The 22,440-nt window shown below is 40.0% G+C and carries 19 protein-coding genes and 1 pseudogene; 10 read left to right on the forward strand and 10 right to left on the reverse strand.

Annotated elements, in window-relative coordinates:
* Positions 1-12: 12 nt before the first annotated feature.
* From V7K60_RS30420 to V7K60_RS30450, 7 genes and pseudogenes are all read right to left on the reverse strand, one after another.
* On the reverse strand, positions 13-783 hold the full coding sequence (locus V7K60_RS30420; protein WP_334931265.1) for an SDR family NAD(P)-dependent oxidoreductase: 771 nt from the start codon (positions 781-783) through the stop codon (positions 13-15).
* Positions 784-1,055: 272 nt separating this feature from the next.
* Complete coding sequence (gene arsS / locus V7K60_RS30425) at positions 1,056-2,063, reverse strand: arsenosugar biosynthesis radical SAM (seleno)protein ArsS (protein WP_334931267.1); 1,008 nt, start codon at positions 2,061-2,063, stop codon at positions 1,056-1,058.
* Positions 2,064-2,106: 43 nt separating this feature from the next.
* Positions 2,107-3,072, reverse strand: coding sequence for an inorganic phosphate transporter (locus V7K60_RS30430; RefSeq protein WP_334931269.1), 966 nt, complete (start codon positions 3,070-3,072; stop codon positions 2,107-2,109).
* Positions 3,073-3,279: 207 nt separating this feature from the next.
* A complete protein-coding gene (arsM, locus tag V7K60_RS30435) occupies positions 3,280-4,248 on the reverse strand; it encodes an arsenosugar biosynthesis arsenite methyltransferase ArsM (RefSeq protein ID WP_334931271.1) in 969 nt (322 codons plus the stop codon).
* 355 nt (positions 4,249-4,603) lie between these two features.
* Positions 4,604-5,173 (reverse strand): annotated as a pseudogene (locus tag V7K60_RS30440) (SDR family NAD(P)-dependent oxidoreductase); the annotation flags it as partial.
* Between the two features lie 358 nt (positions 5,174-5,531).
* Positions 5,532-6,206: a response regulator transcription factor gene (locus tag V7K60_RS30445; protein ID WP_334931273.1), complete on the reverse strand. Its 675-nt coding sequence runs from the start codon at positions 6,204-6,206 to the stop codon at positions 5,532-5,534.
* A 192-nt stretch (positions 6,207-6,398) separates the two neighbouring features.
* Entirely contained in the window at positions 6,399-6,686 is a 288-nt protein-coding gene (locus V7K60_RS30450) for a Mo-dependent nitrogenase C-terminal domain-containing protein (protein ID WP_334931275.1), read from the reverse strand.
* 659 nt (positions 6,687-7,345) lie between these two features.
* On the opposite strand from V7K60_RS30450, the gene V7K60_RS30455 reads away from it, so the two are divergent.
* The 6 genes from V7K60_RS30455 (at position 7,346) to V7K60_RS30480 (ending at position 13,849) form a co-directional block, all read left to right on the forward strand.
* A complete protein-coding gene (locus V7K60_RS30455; protein ID WP_334931277.1) occupies positions 7,346-7,507 on the forward strand; it encodes a hypothetical protein in 162 nt (53 codons plus the stop codon).
* A 3-nt stretch (positions 7,508-7,510) separates the two neighbouring features.
* Positions 7,511-9,004 (forward strand): sensor histidine kinase, encoded by a 1,494-nt coding sequence (locus tag V7K60_RS30460; RefSeq protein WP_334931279.1) that lies wholly within the window; start codon positions 7,511-7,513, stop codon positions 9,002-9,004.
* 15 nt (positions 9,005-9,019) lie between these two features.
* Positions 9,020-9,448, forward strand: coding sequence for a response regulator (locus tag V7K60_RS30465; protein WP_334931280.1), 429 nt, complete (start codon positions 9,020-9,022; stop codon positions 9,446-9,448).
* A 75-nt stretch (positions 9,449-9,523) separates the two neighbouring features.
* Positions 9,524-10,561 carry a sensor histidine kinase gene (locus V7K60_RS30470; protein ID WP_334931281.1) on the forward strand — a complete coding sequence of 346 codons (1,038 nt, stop codon included), beginning with the start codon at positions 9,524-9,526 and terminating at the stop codon, positions 10,559-10,561.
* Between the two features lie 21 nt (positions 10,562-10,582).
* Positions 10,583-13,054, forward strand: coding sequence for a GGDEF domain-containing response regulator (locus V7K60_RS30475; RefSeq protein ID WP_334931283.1), 2,472 nt, complete (start codon positions 10,583-10,585; stop codon positions 13,052-13,054).
* A 156-nt stretch (positions 13,055-13,210) separates the two neighbouring features.
* Complete coding sequence (locus tag V7K60_RS30480; RefSeq protein WP_334931285.1) at positions 13,211-13,849, forward strand: class I SAM-dependent methyltransferase; 639 nt, start codon at positions 13,211-13,213, stop codon at positions 13,847-13,849.
* A 92-nt stretch (positions 13,850-13,941) separates the two neighbouring features.
* On the opposite strand, the gene V7K60_RS30485 is transcribed toward V7K60_RS30480, so the two are convergent.
* Positions 13,942-14,439 (reverse strand): GNAT family N-acetyltransferase, encoded by a 498-nt coding sequence (locus V7K60_RS30485; RefSeq protein ID WP_334931287.1) that lies wholly within the window; start codon positions 14,437-14,439, stop codon positions 13,942-13,944.
* A 331-nt stretch (positions 14,440-14,770) separates the two neighbouring features.
* Between V7K60_RS30485 and V7K60_RS30490 the strand changes: the two genes are divergently transcribed.
* Together V7K60_RS30490 and V7K60_RS30495 are read left to right on the forward strand one after the other, a co-directional pair.
* Complete coding sequence (locus tag V7K60_RS30490; RefSeq protein ID WP_334931289.1) at positions 14,771-14,971, forward strand: hypothetical protein; 201 nt, start codon at positions 14,771-14,773, stop codon at positions 14,969-14,971.
* Positions 14,972-15,617: 646 nt separating this feature from the next.
* Positions 15,618-16,796, forward strand: a complete 1,179-nt coding sequence (locus V7K60_RS30495) for a hybrid sensor histidine kinase/response regulator (RefSeq protein ID WP_334931291.1) — start codon at positions 15,618-15,620, stop codon at positions 16,794-16,796.
* A gap of 619 nt (positions 16,797-17,415) precedes the next feature.
* On the opposite strand, the gene V7K60_RS30500 is transcribed toward V7K60_RS30495, so the two are convergent.
* A complete protein-coding gene (locus V7K60_RS30500; RefSeq protein ID WP_334931292.1) occupies positions 17,416-19,140 on the reverse strand; it encodes a glycosyltransferase family 39 protein in 1,725 nt (574 codons plus the stop codon).
* Between the two features lie 407 nt (positions 19,141-19,547).
* On the opposite strand from V7K60_RS30500, the gene V7K60_RS30505 reads away from it, so the two are divergent.
* A complete protein-coding gene (locus tag V7K60_RS30505; protein ID WP_334931294.1) occupies positions 19,548-19,697 on the forward strand; it encodes an EAL domain-containing protein in 150 nt (49 codons plus the stop codon).
* Here the strand turns inward: V7K60_RS30505 and V7K60_RS30510 are convergent.
* Entirely contained in the window at positions 19,671-20,498 is an 828-nt protein-coding gene (locus V7K60_RS30510) for a GNAT family N-acetyltransferase (protein WP_334931296.1), read from the reverse strand. The two genes, V7K60_RS30505 and V7K60_RS30510, sit on opposite strands and share 27 nt — an antisense overlap.
* A gap of 674 nt (positions 20,499-21,172) precedes the next feature.
* On the opposite strand from V7K60_RS30510, the gene V7K60_RS30515 reads away from it, so the two are divergent.
* Complete coding sequence (locus V7K60_RS30515) at positions 21,173-22,243, forward strand: LOG family protein (protein ID WP_334931297.1); 1,071 nt, start codon at positions 21,173-21,175, stop codon at positions 22,241-22,243.
* Positions 22,244-22,440 lie beyond the last annotated feature (197 nt).

Here is a 22,440-nt window from a genome sequence, read left to right on the forward strand (position 1 = left end):
AGCGTAACGCAGTTACCAAGGCAATCTGCTCCCATTCCATGAGAAAAAGTGTCCACTATCGCCTTCTTGAAGCTGTTCGATGACAGCCAATAATTGGGTAACGGTGCGTTCCACTGAAAATAATTTTTCCGCAGGGACATTTCCCTGGAAAGGACGAGAAAGGCGGGTATCAGTTGTACCAGGATGCAATGTTACTATTAATGCTTTCGGACAACTTCTTTTATACTCAATTGCCGCATTTCGCATCAACATATTGAGTGCTGCTTTAGAAGCCCGATAGCCGTACCATCCACCAAGTTGGTTATCGCCAATACTGCCCAATTTAGCAGAAATAGTGGCGAACACGCTGCGTTCTCCATGACGAAACAGAGGCAATAAATGTTTAGCCAGTAAGACAGCACCAATACTATTTATCTGAAAGTAGCGCAGCAAATTTTCTGAATTGATTTGTCTTAAGCTTTTTTCAGGTTGCAAAGTATCTTCATGTAACAGTCCTACACAATTGACTACCAAATGCAGTTTATCGGCTTGAGTAGATATTTTTTGAACAGCTTCAATAATCTGCAACTCGTCAGTAATATCTATCTCCAAACAAATTAATCGCTCAGGATATTCGTCTGTAAGAGCTATTAACTCTGAGGCTGATTCCGGTTGACGAGAAGTTGCATAAACTTTAGCTATTCTGTGATCTTGTAGCAATTTTTTTACAAAATCCAAACCAATACCTTGGCTGGCTCCCACAATCAAAGCATTGACAGGATTAATTTCATCGATAAAAGACATATCAATTTCGATAACTTGTGCAGGTATTTGATATTCATAGCCAGAGACGAAATAAGCACCAACTTGTCTCTGGCTGTGATAACGGAAACTAAAGCCTTGATATACTGCTCTCAGGCGCGGACGCTAATCATCGCAATCTAGACGTAAATAACGTTTACTAAGTGTTTGTGCGTGTTCAAAAGCCCAAGCCAGCAGTGTCGAACTATAAAGTGATGTACAAATGCTGACTCTTTCTGAGAGATGTCGGGCCAGAAAAGTAAATGCTCTAGTTCTTAGAGCAAAGCGCCGCCACAACTAGAACCACACCCAGCAGTACAGCCATAGCAATAAGCAGCAGTTTGCACCTCACTAATTAGGTCTAAATTGCCAGCTTCTAACAATTTGCCAACTGTCAAGGTTTCACCATTGCGGGTTTTTGCAGGCAAATTCATCATTTGGTTAAAGTCACAATCATATACATTGCCCAGATAGTCAATTGAAAGTTCATCACGACACATTAAATGTTCAACTGTGCTGGGATTAAAATGCGACTCTAAAAACTGCAAATAGCTAGCGTATAGTTTTCTCCGTTCTAAATGCATTTTGGTTCTACCAACTGGTAGGTTGGTAAAGGTGAAGAGGTTGTTAAACACAATATTAAAATGTTCTTGTAAGAACATTTTGTAATCTCGTTCTAGGTTACTCTGTTCGGGAGCTAAAGAAAATTTTTCATCGCTGGGCAACTGGGGATTAAAAACCAAGTCCAAAATTAAATTCTGGTCTTTACCATAGCCAAGTTGGTTAAGCCACTGCAAAGCTTTGACTGAACTATCAAAAACACCAGTACCACGCATTTTATCAACATTATCTGCTAGGTAACAGGGTAGAGAAGCCACAATTCTTACTTGGTGTTTAGCAAAGTATTCTGGTAGATCACCAAATCCATCTTCAAAATAAATGGCCAAATTAGACCGGACAATCACTTGTTTACCAGTTACTTTTGCTACTTCTACCAGTGGCTTAAATCCATAATTCATTTCGGGTGCACCACCAGTCAAATCCACAATTTTAATTTCGGGAAATTTATGGATTAGTAAAATCAATTGTTCGCAAATTTCAGGAGAAAGTTCTTCTGTACGTTTTGGCCCAGCTTCGACATGACAGTGTGTACAGGCCAGATTACAACGCTTACCTAGATTAATTTGTAAAACAGTGATTCCTTTTTTGCTCAAGGGTGAACTGAGTTTGTTTTTAAAGGCTGTGATTGCTGTATCTAGTAGAGTTTTTGTTTGAGTTTGCATTAGTTACTATTCCTAAACAATTGCACAACAATATTCAATTTTTCTAACCTTGCAATAATCTGTAAGTGATTGCACTAATAATTGCAGCAGTTGGTAAAGTTAAAATCCACGATAGTAAAATCTGATAAAAAACACGAGTATTAAATTTAGATGTTTTGCTAATTAATCCTACACCAAAAATAGAACTGACTGAAACGTGAGTGGTAGAAACTGGAAGCCCAAACCTAGTAGCTGCAATCACCAGAACCCCAGTTACTATATTTGCTGATAAGCCTTGAGTAGGATTCATTGAGGTAATTTTTTCACTCATAGTTATTGCAACTTTTTGAGAGTTGAGTAAACCGCCAAGTGCCATTGCGATCGCTATTGTGATCATTCCTCCCTGAATCGAGAAATACTCAATAATTAGGATGAGTGAAACAATCTTAGGAGTATCATTTAATCCTCTAGCAAAACTGATAATTCCAGCACTGAAAAAATGGCAAATATCAATCATTTTTTGGTTGACTGGTAGATGCAATTTTGAATTAAAATAGCCAGATAAGCTGTAAATTCCTGCTCCCAAGGGAATAGCAATGATTGGACTGAGTAATAAAGGCAAAATAAAGGAATTTCCCAAGGCGGCAAAATTAACTTGTAGTCCGATGGCAACTAATCCAGCGCCAACCAGCGCACCTGTTAAACTGTGAGTTGTGGAAATGGGAAACCCCATGAGGGTAGCAATGAGTACAGTTAATCCAGTAGCGATCGCTACTGCGAGATGAAACTCTGGAGCATTAGCGATCGCATCAGGTAATAGTCCTTTTCCAGAAAAGTTTTTAATTAATATTCCTGCCAAAAAAGTCGCAGTTATTGCACCAGCAAAAGTTGTGAAGCTTGCCCACAAAATCGCTGTTTGATAACTGCTAGTTCGGCTACCAAACAGCGTCGCTACACCTTTAAAATTATCATTTGCTCCATTTGAATATGCTAAAAAAAGCGTACCTAAAAACAGACTAATTAACAACATTTTGGAGTTTATAAAAAAGAATTCAGAATCTATAATTCAGAATGTAATTAGTGAAATATTCAAATTGTGCATTCATTACCCAGCGATGCACTGAGTTTCGACTCCGCTCAACTAACGCTTGTCGTTCGCGGAGCGTCTCGTAGAGAAGTGTCGCACAGAACCATTCTAAATTCTAACTCCTGACACCTGAATTCTTTCTTAGATAAATTAACAGCAACCACCACCGCTATAGTACCAGGTTGAATTGGTAACAATTATTTCTGCTGGCTTACTAGCAGTAAGTTTAGCAGCAGTTTTATCACATACCGCAGTCGGAATACCTAGCTGAAGTATATGACCTGCCAAATCGTCAAAGAAGGCTTCAGAACCAGCATAAATTGCCGTTTTTCCCGTGAAAAGGCAAGCACCATCTTCTGGAATTACAACTTTAAAACAGACAGAATCCAGACTTTCTAAAAGTAGGTTGTCTTCTAAATTATAAGTTTGGGAATCTAGTAGGCGATAAGGACGACGGGCACGAATTTCAATTTGACCAAAACCAGCATTTATAATCCTTTCAGTATACTGTTGATATGTGAGTGCGCCTGATAAACACATTGCTCTCAATCGCTCATCTTCTTGAAGATGTGCTGGAATTGGACGAGTGGCAATTGGATCGCTCATCTGCAAGCGTCCACCTGGTTTTAATACGCGATGTGCTTCTTTTAAAGCGCGAGTTAAATCTTCTGGTTCAAAGATGTTGAAAAGGCAATTTTGTGCCACGATATCAACGCTAGCATCAGCAACAGGTAAGTTAAAAGCATCACCTTCGCGGATTTCTACAAAGCTGGTGTTAAACCAGGGGTTTTCTTGAGCAGCAATTTCCAGATTACGTGCAGCTGCTTCCCGCATAGCCCCAACCGGTTCAACGGCAATTACAGCACTTGCATAGCGGGAAAAATAAGCGAATTGCAATGCTTCTAAGCCGCCGCCAACGCCAACGTAGAGCACAGTAGGTTGGTTTCCTAGTTCGGTGGGGTGAACAGTAGTACCACAACCATAATTCATTTCCTGCATTGGCAAAGGAATTTTCAATCCTGGTAGTTGCAGGGGCGTACTTTGTACACAACAAAGTCCAACTTGCGGGGTTTGGGCAACTTCGCGGTAGAACTGCGCTGCTGTTTCTAGATATGTCATGCCACTTTGAGTTTTGGATTTTGGATGATGATAACTTTGTGCATCCTAATATAATTAACTCTAAGTTGGATGAGTTTCCAGCAATTCCAAATTCAAATTTTGACAGGAGGATCAACTGGGGAGAGGATAGAGGTTTCTCAGCGAGAGCAGAAACACAGAAGCGACCTCAGACCTTGACTGGGAGTCGTGAAGTGCGTCTTGGTTCAATCATACCAAGCACGATCGAGCTTTCCTCTTACCCATTTGGGTGCTTCTCAGGTGTGGTATCAGTAACGGAATCGGGTGTAACGCGATGATCAGTCTATGAGCAGCTTCGCACAGCGATTCTCTCAAGCCTTAAGTTGCGGCTACTGTTTCATTCAAATGCAGTGCTAATCGAAAGGGGTTTCCAAGCTTCGAGTTCAGCTTTCATCGCGTCGAGCTTTTGCACAATCCCATTCGCTGAATCTTCGCCGAGCGCTAATCGCATGGGTGGATCGTCGCTTTCAACCACTTGAATCATCGTGGCAGCAGCTTTTGCTGGATCGCCGGGTTGGTTGCCATGTGATGACCGCATGACATCGATCATTTTGCCGCTGGTCTCGGCATAGTCTGTGATCGGATGCTTTGGCGTGACCATTGATGAACCAGCACCATTCGTCCGAAATACTCCCGGTTCGATCAGCGTCACTTTGATGCCTAAGGGCTTGACTTCCTGTGCCAACGCTTCCGAAGCTCCTTCGAGTGCAAACTTGGTTGCACTATAGATCCCAAGTCCACTCAAAGAAGCCACACCAGCAAAAGAGGAAATATTGAGAATGTGACCACTACGTTGCTCCCCCATGGTCGGTAGCACGGCACGAATCATTCTCAATGCACCAAAGAAATTCGTTTCAAATTGCCGTCTAATGTCGTCGTCGCTCAATTCTTCAATTGCGCCCATTGCAGCATAACCTGCGAGGAACGCGCAAGGGCTTTTTCCAGGATATTCTGGCGCTGACTAAGTACCTCTGGTTTGAAAACTGGCAGCATCTCCTCGATTTCATGCTCTCTGATTCCCCGCCTGCTCAATCTGCTGATTCCTCTTAATTTTTGAATTTAGAATTGCTGATGAGTTTCTGCTGAAATTGCCAAAAACCCCAAATCCTCCTAAAATAGAAGTATTTGGGATTTTACCGTTATTTGACACTGGAAGACGAACAAGAAGTAAGAGGAAATGACGGAGAAATCAATTAAAAATTAAAAATTAAAAATTAAATAACTTCTGCCTTGTGCCTCCTGCCTCCTCTTTCCCAATGCCCAATTCAATCATGCAATGTGTAGCCAACACCGATCACAGTTTGAATGAGGCATTTTTCGTTATTGGCTTCAAGTTTCTGGCGCAGGTAGCGAATGTAAGTTTCAATGATGTTGGCATCACTCATAAAGTCGTAACCCCAAACTTCTTCTAAAATGCGATCGCAGCTAATTATCTGTCGCGGATGGGCCAGCAAATATTCTAGTAAATCAAATTCCTTAGCAGTTAACTCAATTAACCGCCGATTTCGGTACACTTCCCGCGTGCGACGATTTAAACTTAGGTCTTCAAATTCTAAAACATCTGCGTACTCTGCTTGCTTGCTTCTTCGTAGGTGAGCGCCGACTCTGGCTAATAATTCATCAACACTGAAGGGTTTAACGAGGTAATCATCAGCACCAGCGTCTAAACCTGCAATGTGATCACTCACTTCATCTTTGACGGTTAATAAGATTATCGGCACTTTCTCAGCTATACTTCGCAGGCGACTGCAAATTTCCAACCCCGATAAACCAGGCAACATCCAGTCTAAAATTACTAAATCCAGATGTAACTCCCTTGCTGCGGTGAGTGCAGTCAATCCATCATAGGCAATACTGACTTGATAGCCTTCATAATTCAATTCCAACTCGACAAATCGTGCCAGTTTGACCTCATCTTCAATCAGTAAGATGTGCGTCATGATGATGTTAATGATTTCAGCAGGATACGGTAAGCAACAATATGGTCTGGAAACACTTTAGTGAGGTGTCAGCTACTTAATAGCCAAACATCTGATTAGGTGTAAGTTAGCTTAGTATAAACCTGAGTAAGTAACAACCGTAAATCTGCAATTACCGATCGCTGCTCGATCAAAGAACAATCCAACTGGCGATCAGCAATAAGCTGTGATATCTTCACCACATTCATCAGCAAGATAACAGAGCGCTCTAAAACGCAAACCAACCACTTCCTCGTATAGAGGATTTAATTTACACATAGGTGGAATATGAAATAGCTTCCGACCAAACAGCGTGATATCTCGCTCAAAGGGACATTGAGCAGGAATAGCTTGGCATAGGAAATGAGCCAATTTGGAGTTATGAATTTCTATCGTTTCCAACCATTCGCGGACTGGGTGCAGTAGATCGTTGTGTAAGTGAACTTGAATAAAGTTTGTCATAATTTTTCACCTTGATAATTTCAAACTAGATTGAGTTTTTTATATTTGAACCTTTATAAATAAATACAGTTAGGTTTTGTAGTTTTATGCACTTGTTACTTTTTCTTTGGTTCTCTACAGAGGTAGAAAGAGTAGTGTTAACTACACATTCAAGTACTACAGTTCCCGATAATTTGTCCTGACTTTTCACTTCATATTGAAAAACCCATCCAAAACTTAACCCCCTAACCTTTCCCTAGTAGGGAAGCTCAATTTTCAGGGCAAAAATGTAGACAGGACAACGTTTTTGGGCAAATTGACACTATTTGACAAACATTTCGGCTCAATCCTTTAACGATGCAGAATTTTTCAGTTTACTGACAGTACTTTATGTTTATATCTAGTCTACGTATTTATTAATCAATTTAATATCAAGCTAATATAATTCAAGTTTTTTAAGTGCAATTACTGGTATTGACTAGCATATTAAGATAATTTATGCAAGCGAAAAGCTCGTGAAAATAGCTACGGAAATATACTGAATAATTTAACAAAATTTATTATTTGCCTTCTCATGTCTCAGAAAATATACGCTCACAATCATTAACTAATATAGATATCCTTTATTAGAGCTAATTCGCTCTCAAAGTTAAGAAACTTGGTTATCAGTTACTAAAACTATGACGAGTAGTGGGGCTGCTAGTCACCCTTCTCTTTCAGAGACGGGAACACGTGACGATCCTAACGGCGCTAACGCAGCGATCGCGCAGCCTCTCGTAGAAACGCTGGCTCACCGTTTTTACCACTTTAGTCAGCAGCTGCTTTTTCAACTAGGAAGGTAAAAAATGGAATGGGCTATTTACAAAAAGAATACAGGCAGTTTTGTAATAGCAGTCGCAATTATGACTGGTGTTGGCATAATCTCATATCTTAGTTTGCTTCAGTATAGAGAAAACGCTCAATGGGTAACACATACACGCGAGGTGCTTGAAAAGACAAAAGAAGTAATGTCACAGATCAAAGATGCAGAGACTGGACAACGGGGCTATCTTCTCACAGGCAAAGAACGCTATCTAGAACCGTATCGTACTGCAACTGGCGAGATTGCTGAGAAACTTCAGGTTCTGCGCCAATTGACTGCAGATAACCCAAATCAACAGCAGCGGCTTGATCGCCTTGAACCCCTAATTGCCAAAAAACTGGTTTTGATTGAACAGACGATTAACGCTAGGAGCAAAAATTTAGAGTCTGCGCTGCAAATAGTTCAGACAGATCGGGGTCAGCAGATTATGGAGGACATCCGAATGCTGACTACAGCTATGGAGAATGAAGAGAATCAGTTGTTAAAACAGCGCTCGATGAAGGCGAATGCCAGCGCTCATCAAACAACTTTACTGACTATTTTTGGCAGCATTATCGCTTCCGTTGTCGTCGGTTTTGCAGCCACAATCACCAATCAGGAACTCGTCAAACGCAAGCAGATGGAAAATTCTTTGCAAAAGGCTCGTGATGAATTAGAAATAGAGGTTAGCAAACGGACTGCTCAACTAAGAAACACTAACGAAGAATTACAAACTGAAATTAATGAGCGCAAAAAGGCGGAGTCAGAGATTCTACGTCTGAACATCCAGCTTGAGCAGCGAGTTGCAGAACGCACAGCACAACTCGAAGCCACTAACAAAGAGATGGAAGCATTTAGTTATTCTGTGTCTCATGACCTGCGCGCCCCCTTGCGGAGCATCGACGGCTTTAGTCAAGCACTCCTAGAAGATTATGCTGACAAGCTGGACGCACTAGGTCAAAACTACCTCCAACGAGTGCGTGCAGCCACCCAGCGGATGGCGCAACTAATCGACGATTTACTGAATCTGTCACGATTGACGCGTAGTGAGATGCATTGCGAAAAGGTCGATCTCAGCGCACTGGTGGAGGCGATCGCTACAGAGTTGCACAAAACCCAACCAGAACGCCAAGTAGAGTTTATCATTACGCCGGGATTGGTTGCTAATGGTGATGCTCATCTGTTAAAGATCGTGCTAGAAAACCTGCTAGGTAATGCCTGGAAGTTTACAGGAAAACATCAAAAGGCCCGAATAGAATTTGGGCTTTTGCTGCAAGATGACACCCATGTGTATTTTATCCGTGATGATGGCACAGGCTTCGATATGGCCTATGTTGAGAAACTCTTCGGTGCTTTTCAGCGCCTACACGCCATGACTGAGTTTGAAGGTACTGGTATCGGACTAGCTACTGTGCAGCGCATTGTTCACCGTCATGGTGGTCGTGTCTGGGCTGAAAGTACAGTGGAGCAAGGCGCAACATTTCACTTCACCCTTTAACTAGAAGAATACAATATGATTTTACTTGTAGAAGACAATCCTGACGATGAAGCGCTAACCCTACGCGCACTTAAGAAAAACAATATTCTGAACGAGGTAGTAGTGGCACGCGATGGGGTGGAAGCCCTAGATTATCTCTTTGGTAAAGGTATGTACGCCGATCGCGACATGAGCGTTATGCCCCATCTCATCCTTCTAGATTTGAAGTTGCCCAAAATGGATGGTCTGGAAGTTTTGCGACACCTGCGAACCGACGACAGGACAAAAATCCTTCCCGTCGTCATTCTCACTTCCTCCAAAGAGGAGCAAGACTTAATCAATGGTTACAGCTTGGGAGCCAACAGCTATGTTCGCAAACCAGTAGACTTTTCCCAATTCAGTGAATCAGTGCGACAACTAGGATTGTACTGGTTTGTCTTAAACGAATCACCGCCGAGAATATAGTTTATACCATACTAATCCTCCAAAATCAGGTTATAGATGCAAGGCTGACTTTCTTAATTACGAATTACGAATTACATGGGTATACCACTGCGTGTATTACTTGTTGAGGATTCAGAAGACGACGCTTTGTTGCTGCTGCGTGAACTGCAACGTGGTGACTACGAAGTAACCTTTGAACGGATTGATACACCCACAGCCATGAAAGCTGCGATCGCAGAGCAAATATGGGATATCGTAATCTGTGATTATTCTATGCCCACCTTTAGCGCCCCTGCTGCATTGAAGCAGGTTAAGGAAAGTGGACTTGACCTGCCATTCATTATTGTCTCAGGCACTATTGGTGAAGATACGGCAGTAGCCGCCATGAAAGCTGGTGCCCATGACTACATCATCAAAGGCAATCTAGCGCGACTTACCCCTGCTGTTGCCCGCGAGTTGCGCGAGGCACTAGTGAGACGAGAGCGTAAACAAGCAGAGGAGCAGATTAAAGCATCCCTTCAAGAAAAAGAGGTGCTATTGAAAGAAATTCATCACCGGGTAAAAAATAATTTACAGATTATTTCTAGTCTGCTCAACCTGCAAGCAGAGTATCTCAAGGACAATCAAGCCCTTGAGGTATTCAAAGATAGCCAGAACCGGATTGAATCAATGGCTCTGATCCACGAGAAACTATATCAATCTCAAGACTTGGCAAGGATTAATTTTGCCGACTATATCCAAGATTTAGTAACTAATTTATTTTATTCATACAACGTTAATTCCAGCGATATTACCTTAGAAATGAACGTTGAGGAGGTTTTTCTAGCCATTGATGCAGCTATTCCTTGCGGCTTGATTATCAACGAACTTATTTCAAATTCCCTAAAATATGCCTTTCCCCAAAGAGAACCGGGAGAAATTTCTATTGACTTTTGCTCCAGAGAAGGAAATTTATTTACACTTACTATCAGTGATAATGGTGTCGGTTTTGCCCAAGATTTTGACTTTCAAGCTACAGAATCATTAGGTTTGCGATTAGTCAAAGGTCTAATACATCAGCTACAAGGCAATATCGATTTTACCAGTAACAAGGGAGTAGAGTATAAAATTATATTTCCGAATAAAATTTTCTAAATTTAGAAGTTAAATAAAATCATGAAACCAGTAAATATATTAGTTGTTGAAGATGAATTCATCGTAGCAATGGATATACAAAATCGGCTAAGGAAATTTGGATACACTGTTCTGGGGCTTGCCAATTCTGGAGAAGAAGCAATTAAGAAAGCAGCAGATAATTCTCTAGATTTAGTTTTAATGGATATTCACCTCAAAGGAAATATGGACGGTGTGGAGGCCGCTCAGATAATTCATAATATTTTTAATATTCCAGTCATATATCTTACTGCTAATGCAGACGAATCAACATTGAATCGAGCAAAGGTAACAGAGCCGTTTGGCTACATTCTCAAGCCTTTTAAAGAAAAAGAATTAAAGTTCACGATTGAAATTACCCTTTCTAAACATCGGACGGAAAAAAAATTAAAACGGAATGAACAATGGCTGACTACTGTACTTAAAAGTATTGGAGATGCTGTGATTACTAGCGACGAATCTGGAACTGTGACTTTTATGAATCCAATTGCGGAAGTACTGACGGGTTGGAATTATTCAGATGCGTTTGGTAAAGAAGCAACAGAAGTATTTAATATTGCTCATGAAGAAACTCGTACAATAATTGAAAGTCCTGTAAAGCAAGTCCTTCAGTCTGGGGTTACTGTCGGTCTACCAGAACAGACAATACTTATTGCTAAAAACGGTACAGAAATACCAATTGATGATAGTGTTGCACCAATTAAAGATGAAAACGGTAATATCACTGGTGCAGTTTTGGTCTTTCAGGATATCACCGAACGCAACCAAATTCTGGAGGCACTAGCGCGTCGCCAGCAAGAATTCAAAGCACTAGTTGAAAATGCACCTGATATTATTTCCAGATTTAACCCTCAATTGCGCTACGTTTACGTTAATCCAGCTATTGAAAAGGTTACAGGAATATCAGCCGAAACATTTATCGGCAAAACAAACGCAGAGTTAAATCTGCCAGAAGAATTTTACCGGATATGCGATCGCAAGCTTGGGCAAGTTTTTCAAACTAAGCAAGAAACCGAGTTTGAATGCAGTTTAGCGATCGCCCAACAAACAAAACATTACCATACCCGTCTTGTGCCTGAATTGGCTAGCGATGGATCAGTATATTTTGTTTTAAGTATCGCCCGTAACATTACTGCTCTCAAACTTGCAGAAGCGCAATTAATTCATGATGCCTTTCACGATATACTAACCGGTCTGCCAAACCGTGCTTTATTTATGGAACGGTTAGAGCGTGCGCTCATGCTGACAAAACGACGTGCGAACTATACATTTGCTGTTCTCTTTCTAGACCTAGATCGCTTCAAAGTTGTCAATGACAGTCTCGGCCACATGATTGGCGATCAACTATTAACTGCCCTTGCTCGTAGATTGGAGAATTGCCTGCGCTCTGGAGATACAGTTGCTCGTCTAGGGGGAGATGAGTTTACAATTTTGCTTGACGATCTCCAAAATGCCAATGACGTAATAAGCGTAGTGGAGCGGATACACGAAGCTCTGACATCTGCGTTCCAACTCAGTGGGTACGAGGTATTTACCACCGTCAGCATTGGCATCGCTCTGAACAAGGGTAGTTACAACCTACCGGAGGAACTCTTGCGCGATGCTGACATTGCAATGTATCGCGCTAAAGCATTGGGTAAGGCACGCCATGAGATATTTGACTCAACCATGTACACCCAAGTAACGAAGCTATTAGAGTTAGAGATGGATCTGCGACGAGCAGTTGAACGCCAGGAGTTTCAGGTTTACTACCAGCCAATTGTTTTATTAGAAACTTACAAAATTATTGGCTTCGAGGCTCTCGTTCGCTGGCAGCACCCGCAACACGGATTAGTATCTCCAGACAGCTTTATTCCCCTGGCAGAAGAAACTGGGTTAATTATCCCTATTGGTTATTGGGTACTAGGTGAGGCTTGTCGTCAGATGCGTGCTTGGCAAATACAATTTCCTACTGACCCACCTTTGACAATCAGTGTAAATCTTTCCACTAAGCAGTTTTCACAACCGAGCCTGATTGAGCAAATTAACCAAATTATCCAAGAGACTGGTTTGGAAGGTGGCAGTTTAAAGCTGGAGATTACCGAAAGCGTACTAATGGAAAATATTCAATTAGCAACTTTTATGCTCTTGCAACTGCAACAGATGAATATCCAATTACACTTAGATGATTTTGGCATCGGTTATTCATCCTTAAGTTATCTGCATCGCTTTCCCAGTAATGCCTTGAAGATTGATCGTTCCTTTATTGCTAAGATTGGTACTAATGGAGAAAACTTAGAGATTGTTCAAGCGATCGTCGCTCTAGCACAGAGTTTAAATATAGATGTAATAGCAGAGGGCGTAGAAACACTAGAGCAACTGACACAACTTAGGGTGATGAAATGCAAATATGCACAGGGATATTTTTTCTCCAAACCCCTCGATCGCAAGTCGGTAGAAACATTAATTTTATCTGGCATTGAACCTAGATATTAACCAGTCTTTAGCTTCGTGTAACTAACCCGACAAAAGCCCGATATTGCAAGCAATTCAGAACCGCTATAGTTAATTTGTGTTGTTAACCAAATTCTTGGAGGCGCAGCTAAACTTACTCTCAAAAAGTATCAAGCTTTAAGAAAGCTGCGAAAACTAATGACTGATGACTTTTTCAATCACAAAAAGCTACTTTTTGACCTATGGGCATCAAGTTACGATTGGTTCTTTCCTTCAGTGTTTTATCGAGCCGTTCACCAACGGTTGCTGGAGTACGTCGATTTACCAGAGCTAGCAAATGTACTTGATATCGGCTGTGGTACTGGACGCTTGCTTGAGCGCCTTGCTACTCAGTTTCCCGATCTACGAGCTACCGGATTGGATTTATCTGCTAATATGTTGCGGGTAGCAAGACAGAGTAACCGCCACCGTCCACGCTTAATTTATATCGAAGGTAAAGCTGAGTCTCTTCCCTTTGCTGATGGTCAATTTAATGCTGTTTTCAGTACTATCAGTTTCTTGCACTATTTAGAACCTAAACAGGTAGTTAGTGAGATCGCACGGGTACTTTCTCCTGATGGACGCTTTTATTTGGTTGACATTACTTCCAAAAAAGAGGCAGAACCTCAATTATTGCCTATCTCTCCTCGTGGAATTAGACTCTACAGCCCTCATCAACGTCAACTTCTTGGCTCCTCTGCTGGGCTATTATGTTTAAATCATCATTATTTATTAGGGCCTGTCTTACTAACGATTTTTGCTAAACTTCAAGTTGAAATAGGGAATGGGGGAGAGTAAAGGCAAGTTGAAATAGGGAATGGGGGAGAGTAAAGGGCTGGAAACATCTTGTATCAAGCCTTGTTCTGCATATCTTAATTACGAATTACGAATTACGAATTAGTCTGACCTCGATATTCCATAAACACCACAGGAACTTTGAGCAGCCTTTTAGCTAACTGTGAGAATCTAAATTTCTCCTTGAGCGTAGATAAGCCTATTTTCTTAGGAAATTGTGGCAAGTCTTCAAAAGATATTGGCACAAAGTCAAAACGACTGTAAAACTGCACCAGCCGTTGACCTAAGCATTCTAGATAAAGTGGTTGCGTTGCTGTATTAATCAAATGCTGCGTTAGCAAACTACCCAAACCGCGACCTCTCCAAGCTGATGCAACGACCAAGCTACCAAGTTCTTGTGCCCCTGAGAAATTACGTAGCTGTCCACAAGCTATCAGATTCTCATTGTATTCAATTACCCAAAATTGCTGCCAATTTAATTGGGTTGGATCGAGTTTCGCTGAAAATACCAGCAATCGAATCGACCACTGATCCCCAGAGGTTGCCTTGCGAAGGACACATCCAGATGGTAACGATAGATTGCTCTGGTTCATTAATTACACTTTGATAGTTTGTATCACCATGATCACACCATACTATTCATTCAGATCCAGTCAGATCGTTTGGCTTTTTCTGTCAACTATCAATGAAGAAATTTTAAAAGCATCTTAAACATAAAACCCATTCCAAGTTCTCCCTTAACGACAGCAAGCGTTCTCAGGTTAACAAATTCTATATTTATGGATTTTTATCAGCATATATGAGTAGTAATAAACAATACTTACGATAGAGGGACGAATCAGCCATAACTATATTCTGGATAGATACACTCACACCCCTAATTTTTTAAGATAGTCCCAAGAATAAATGATTAGGAATGTAGTCATGGCTGAAGAACAAAAAGAAAAATCTAATAATCAAGAAGCTACGCCTAGCGCTTCTGGTGGCTATCAAACCCCTGTTGAAGAAGGTATCCGTAAAACTGGTGATGCTGAAAAGAGTGATGCTAAAACAACTGCTACTCCAGAAGCACCAGAAAATGATTCTGTAGCAGGTAGCCCTAATCAAGGAACTGAGTCACGTTAATCGGTTTGAACTTTCTCAAGTTTTAATCATCTTGTCAGGTTTTTGTAATCACCCTAATACAGTAAGTATCGAGTGGATATGTGGTGTAATAGCTACAATTATCCACTTATTTTTTGTGTTATAAGCTACATTATCTCTACGTGCGTTCGTTAGTGTTGCTTACCGCAGGTATCACAGTCCAAAACCCCGATGCATCCAGCAGCATAAAGCGTTGCAAAAGAGTGGGATGAATATATGATTGATGGGGCAAAGCAGATGCAGCAGTTGATTCAAGACTGCTAGTATTATTCTCGTGTGGGGACTCGCGGTCAGGAATTTATATTCATTGACTGTAACATAGCACTGAGTCTAGCTCTAAGTAATTTACATATAGCGGAATAATGCTCTCAATATCTTGAGCGAATTTTTGAGGTTTTCCGCCGTCTTCATACTCGTCGAGAACATTATGGTGGTCGCATCTGCGCTGAGTCGGAATCGGGCCGGGCGCAGGAACAGTATTTTATCTTACCTTCAACGCAAATTAAGGTATCTTTAAATATATATCTAATAACTGTCTAGTAACCTTTTAATAAGCGCATGATTTCTATCCATATCTAAAAAATAGGAAATCAGGTGATTATCTAACAGATTGATATAACCCTGTACTATGGAAAAGCTCACAATTCACATTCTATTAGTAGAAGATAGTGCAAGTGATGCTTATCTGCTACGCCGGATGTTTTTAAATTTAGATCAAGAGCAATGGCAGATGTTACATGTTGAACGATTATCTGAGGCAATAGAAGCTAGCAGGGAAAACTCTGCGTCCACCCTTAATAATTCTCAGATAGAGAGTCGAAAGCAACGCAGATTCGACCTAGTTTTGTTAGACCTCGGCCTTCCAGACTCTATTGGACTGGACACGTTGAAAGAATTTAGGGCAGAAGTACCTGATATCCCAGTTGTGGTATTAACAGGTGTTGATGATGAAGATTTAGCACTGCAAGCATTAGCAGAAGGAGCGCAAGACTATCTAGTTAAAGATCAAATAACTATACAACGGTTAGTGCGTGCCATTCGCTATGCCATTGAAAGAAGCGAAATTCTCAACCAACTATGCGAGAGCGAAGAACGCACCCGTCAAGCGCTAGCAAAGGAACAGGAACTCAACGAGTTAAAGTCAAACTTTGTAGCAATGGTTTCTCACGAGTTTCGCACCCCTATGACTACGATTCGGACGGCTGTAGATATCCTTGAATACAACAGCAATAAACTAACTGATGTCCGAAGAACTAAATATTTTGAACGAATACAAAATGCTATTAATCAGATGCTTAATCTCTTAGATGAGATATTGTTCTTGAGTCAAACGGAAGTAGCTAAACTCGAATACAAACCTACACTTTTAAATTTAGAAAATTTCTGTAGCGAACTCACAGATATTTTTCAACTAAATGCAGGTAGTAAGCACAGCATTATCTTTACTTTTCAAGGTGAATCAGTCCAAGCCCAAATGGATGAAGACCTACTAAATTGTATTTTAACCAATTTGATTTCCAATGCCATTAAATATTCCTATGAAAATGACACTATTTGGTTTGATTTGATTTGCAAAGATTGCCTCGCAATTTTCCAGATCAGAGATCGGGGAATGGGCATTCCCCTCAAAGACCAAACTCATCTATTTCAAACCTTCTATCGCGCCAGTAATGTAGGTGTAATTCAAGGAACAGGACTGGGACTCACTATAGTTAAAAAATGTGTAGAGTTACATGGTGGTCATATTCAATTAGAAAGTGAGCAGGGTATTGGCACAACAGTAATTGTCACTTTGCCACTACAATGATTAGGCAAGTAAATTATCATAGTTGGGCATTGGGTATTGAGCATTATTATGAAAACACGATTATAATTGCGATCGCTGGATGTAAAAGACCAAGAAAATCTGTTATTTGCATACAACACCTTTTAATAAATCATTGAATTCATCACAAAGGATAATTTAAAGCATCGTACTATTACTTAAATTAATTTCAGATGAGAATTTGTTTAATATTTATTTTTGTTGTTTTTAGCTGATTTTAATCAAAAAATATTTGAATATCTTATAAAAAATGATGACTATAGCAAATATTTCCATATATCAAAAGATATATGGAAATATTTTTTAATATAAAGTTACGCAAATAGATAGTCGAAAAAGAATGATTTCCACGTAGAGGCAATAAAGCCTCTTTTTGGAGATTGCCATGAGTGCAATCGCAAGCTCCGATACCTATACCGATGCTTTAAATAATTCTCGACATAGCCAATAAATACTCGGAAAAATCAACAAGCTGATGCATGCAGATAAACTTCTGATTACGTCACAGAATTGCCAAATATTTCCACCCAAAACCGAGCGAATATATAATACAGTGGTGGATGCTATGGATCGTCTACTCCTAAAGATATAATTGTGTCACTTAAGCCTTTCTCCATATTGGGACTTTGGAATTTGGCCAAACTTTCCTTGGAAGAATTGTTTGCCCAGTTGATAGCTCGGCAGATAATTTATTATTAGGTGAAATATTACGTCGGCGCAAATTACGAGTTTTACCTAATTTCCAGATTGAATAATAGTTATCACGATAAACAATATCTGTCTTGAATTTATACTTTTTTTCTATTATTTTGCCCCAAGTGTCTGAAGGATTAAGTAAAAATACATCAGTAAATCCATCAGGAATTTTAGGAATTTTTTGATTGGTCACTAACAAAAATCGCACTTTTGGTTGCAAAAGATAGCTTAAAGAAAAGATATCACCATAATTATTGCCGAAAGCATCACTAATCAAAAGTGGACGATTACTCTGATTAATGATTTGGGCAACTTGGGGATTGCCAGAATTCATATCCTTATTCCACCAAGTTTCTGCCTGGGAACTCACCTTAAAAGAAATCAAACCACAAATAATCACAAATGCCACGATTATGTACCAAAAGCTCCGACGTGATCCGCTTCCATTATATAGTTGCGTAGTTAGTAGATAAGCAACAGCTACTTGGATTCCTAAATAACATGGGATTAAATATGCTTCGGTAGACGATCGTATACTTCCAGCAATTAAATCTGGCAGTATTAGGGGTAATACTGGTACTACAATTAATGTGATAATAAAAGACCAGACTTTATAGTTAGTTGTTCGACAAAGAAAATAAATTGAATATACTACCAAAATTAAAAAGCTTAGTGCAATTAAATAGCCTAGAGGATTTTCTGAACTAAGGTTGATATCAAAAAAAATCCGGCTTAACTGCATTAATAAAAATGGAAATACAGGTATCAAATCTGACTGCGTTGTTATTTTGTCTGCTGAAATTAAAAATTGAAAGAAGTCACCAGTTACAATTGTTATCCAAGGCATGAAAGCTAAAAAACCTACCAGTGATGCTAGCAGATATGCTCTCACAGTTTCAGTAAACTGAAGTTTGGCATTTATCATCACATAAATTCCGTGAGCAACTGCTACAAATGCACTCCAAAGAAATGTATAAAGACTAATGGCTAAAGTTACTGCATAAATGCTCCAGATAGCGAACAAATCTGGTTTTTGTCGTTCTTGTGCTAGCTCATCTTCTAGCCGTATGGCTCGTAGCAGAGACGCACTGGATAGTAAAATGGTGACTAACCAAAGAATATATTCTTGTGCTTCTTGGGCGTATACTAAGTGAATAGGGGAGATTGCCATGAGTGCGATCGCAACACCAGGAACCGATAATGGCACATTAAATAATTCTCGGCATAGCCAATAAACACAAGGAAAAACCAGCAAACTAATGCAGGCAGATAAACTTCTAATCGCTGTCACCGAATTACCAAAGATTTCCATCCACAATCTGGCTATTATGTAATACAAAGGTGGATGCTGAGAATCTTGTTTTGCCAAAGACATAATTGTGTCATTTAAGCTTTTTTTTTGATTTGCACCTTGAAACTCAGTAAAACTTTCTTTGCCAATCACACGATTATTAAAAAGTTGCTGTTTTGCTTCATTAATTGTGTAACCATAAATCCGCAATGAGGCATAAGTTTCATCATGCCAGAAAACTTTACCATCAAGATTAGAAAAGCGAAACAATATACCCATCGTCAATAAGAAGATAGTTAAAAATCGCAACCAACTCGGAGCAAATTTGAGATGGCGCATAAGTGGGTTTCCTAAAAAGTTTTCTCAAATCATCTAATTAAGTGGACTGGATGAGGTGCCGCAGCTACGCCTGTCGTAGACATAGCCAAGACTTCAAGCTGTTAAACATCACCAACCGAACTTTAATTTGATTGGGAAGATTGGCAATTAACACCTCTCCTTTATTAACTACAAAAAGAAATGGGCAAGGTTGTATCAAATCCCGCAAAACTGGATTTGGTTTTGAAACCGAGATATCAATGGAGTGTAAAATACACTAAATATAGCCGCATCTGTGGTCAGGCGACTCCATAGCTTTCTGATTAGTGTGTTGAAAATTGACTGTTCCTTTGTCAACCCGATAGATGCTAATGGCAAGAATTTAGAAATTATTGAGATAATTATCACACTGGTACACAAATTAGGTTATGGATGTTACCGCTGAAGGAGTGGAGACAAAAGAGCAGCTAGTATTTCTGAGGAAGTTGAACTGTGAATATGGACAAGGATATTTTTTCTCGCGTCCGTTGGAGAAGGCAGCAGCAGTGGCATTAATCGTGAAAAATCTTCAGTGGTAAGGGTTTTTTGAGAGGATTTGGATAACGCCATCTGGCAAAGTCTGCAATATTAGATATAGTTAAAAAATCAATAGTTTTAAACTGCCGATCAATAGCAGGAAGACTGCATATTTTAGCTCCAATATTCAAGTATGCCTGCAAAATTTTAGGAATTTCAACATTAGATGAATCTGGACAATTTTGAGTCAGTTCTAGACAAAATTGTGAATTTGGGTAAACCAAAATACTTGGATGCATCAAGTTCTTCTGCCGAAAATAATCATAAGCGCAACTAGCTTGCCCAGGACATTGTGTTAGTAATGATGCACAGCCAAAAAAATATTGGTTTTTACTCCAGATGAGATAATTTGCCAGCCCTTCCCAGAGTAATAAAAGTGTCTGACTATTGCGATATTCTTTAGTTATACATGCACGCCCAACTTCTACTGATACTTGAAGTACAGAATTGGGAATTCCATTAAGATTAAATATATCGGTAGCATCAAAGCCTAATCTTTGAGAAGCCATCGTATAGGTTTGCATCCGATAAGTTCCAATCGTTTTACCCGTTTGTTTGGAGATTAGGATTAAATGATGGCAAACCGCATCAAACTTATCTATATCCATCTGGGTAAAGTTTGAACCAGGAAATCCCAAGCCTAGTTCAAGATTAAACACTTCAAAGCGCAACCGAAAAATTGATTCTAATTCTTCTTCAGTTGAAGCCAGCCGTAGGGTATATTTTTCAGTTTGAAGGACGGGAAAATCTTCAAGAGGGGGAGGAGGATTCAGTGGGTAATTGATGCGTCCAGAAACTTCCATCTATCTTCCTACTTAGATTTGCGAAAATATTCTACTAGGATTTAGGCACTATACAAATAGCTCACATTATGTATTAATGTGTCGAAGTGTAATTGAAACAGTTTTCGATAAAATATCCTTTAGAGCAATACGCTTGGGTTAAGGATTTTTGGTACTGATTTTTGACCTGTAAAGACGCGTTAGCCCAGCGGGACGTTAGCATAGCGGGGCGTTAATAGCGTCTCGTAGAGAAGCTCAGTCCAATTTCACATCTCTAGCAAGGATTTTAGGTTTAACTGAAGGTATTGTGGTCTAGAGAGCTTTTTTACTTACTTAGATTAGGGATAGAGTGCTTTTATTATGGACATTAATTCCCAAAAAATCTGGCAATAAGATACAAAATTTTCTTTTGATATACGCTATAGATGTAAGTCACACCATTTTACACAAACCCTGATATATATTGTGGTGGCAACTACTCTCAGTCAGGGAGTTATGTCAATTGATCGACCGAGATAACTTGCTATGGTGTTCAAAAGTTGAAGTATCGCAACAAACCTGATCAAAAAGATTTTTAGAATTTCCAGCTTCAAAACCAGTTCTGAATTTGCTAACTGCACATTAGAGGGCTATTCCCGCTTGCTAGAGTGTGAGTAGTTCACGTAAAATATAATGCCATTGTTGCGGCAGTTCTCATGACCTCATCTGCGTCGTTTGACACATTAGAGTCTTTACAGGCGGATATCGCTGAATTGATCGTTCGTTTACCGACATTAAAAAATCGGCAATTTATTCTGCAAGCACTTACTACTATTGTTCGTTTAGCTGATACCGAAATTGAGCGTCTCGATTGGAAAATATTATCGTCTGCATTAGCAGATATGGAGCGCGGTTTCCAGCTTTTTTATGATTATCGACATGTTCGCAAAGTCACCATCTTTGGTTCTGCTCGTCTAGCTCCAGATAGGCCAGAATACCAAATGGCCCTTGAGTTTGCTCGTGCTATTTCTCAATTAGGATTTATGGTGATGACTGGTGGTGGTGGTGGAATCATGCAGGCGGGTCATGAAGGTGCTGGGCGAGAAAATTCCTTTGGATTAAACATTCAGTTACCCTTTGAACAGCAAGCAAACCCTTTTATAGAGGGCGATCCCAAGCTAGTTAACTTCAAATATTTCTTTACCCGCAAGCTGTTTCTCCTCAAAGAAAGTGATGCTGTAGCCTTGTTTCCAGGAGGCTTTGGTACTCAAGATGAAGCTTTTGAATGTATGACATTAAGCCAAACTGGTAAATTTGGCCCAGTACCTTTAGTTTTAATCGATCGCCCTGGTGGTGATTACTGGCGCTCTTGGAGCGAATATATTGATAAGCAATTAGTGCAAAATGGTCTTGTCAATCCTGAAGACCCCAGCCTTTACACGGTGACAGATAACCTGGATGTGGCTTGTAATGCTATCACCCGTTTTTACCAGGTTTATCATTCCAGCCGCTATGTAAGCAATAAGTTAGTCATCCGCCTGAAGACAGATATATCAGACGCTCTTTTAGAACAACTTAATGCTGATTTTAACGACATTATTATTCAAGGAAGAATTGAAAAAAGTCAGGCATTACCTGAAGAAGCGCAAGATGAAACTGTTGAACTACCTCGCCTCATTTTGTACTTCAATCAACGCGATTTGGGGCGCTTGTATCAGATGATTGCCACAATTAACCGGATGGGTACTCCTTCACCAGAAGATGTAGCGCATCCAGAAAGAAAGTAGGTAAGCAAAAACACATCTAACTTGCATATTAAAATTTTCTCAATATCTTGTGGGGTGGATATCTTATCCGCCCTGATTATGCAACTTGAATGCTGATTAGTTTATTAAGGGAAAAAAGGGGGAGAATTTTGAATACTTTCCTTTTTTTTGTTTCAAGGTTATGGAATTATCCCTCTTCTGTCACTTTCCGGGAGGGC

The organism is Nostoc sp., assembly GCF_036917555.1.
Taxonomy (GTDB): Bacteria; Cyanobacteriota; Cyanobacteriia; order Cyanobacteriales; family Nostocaceae; genus Nostoc.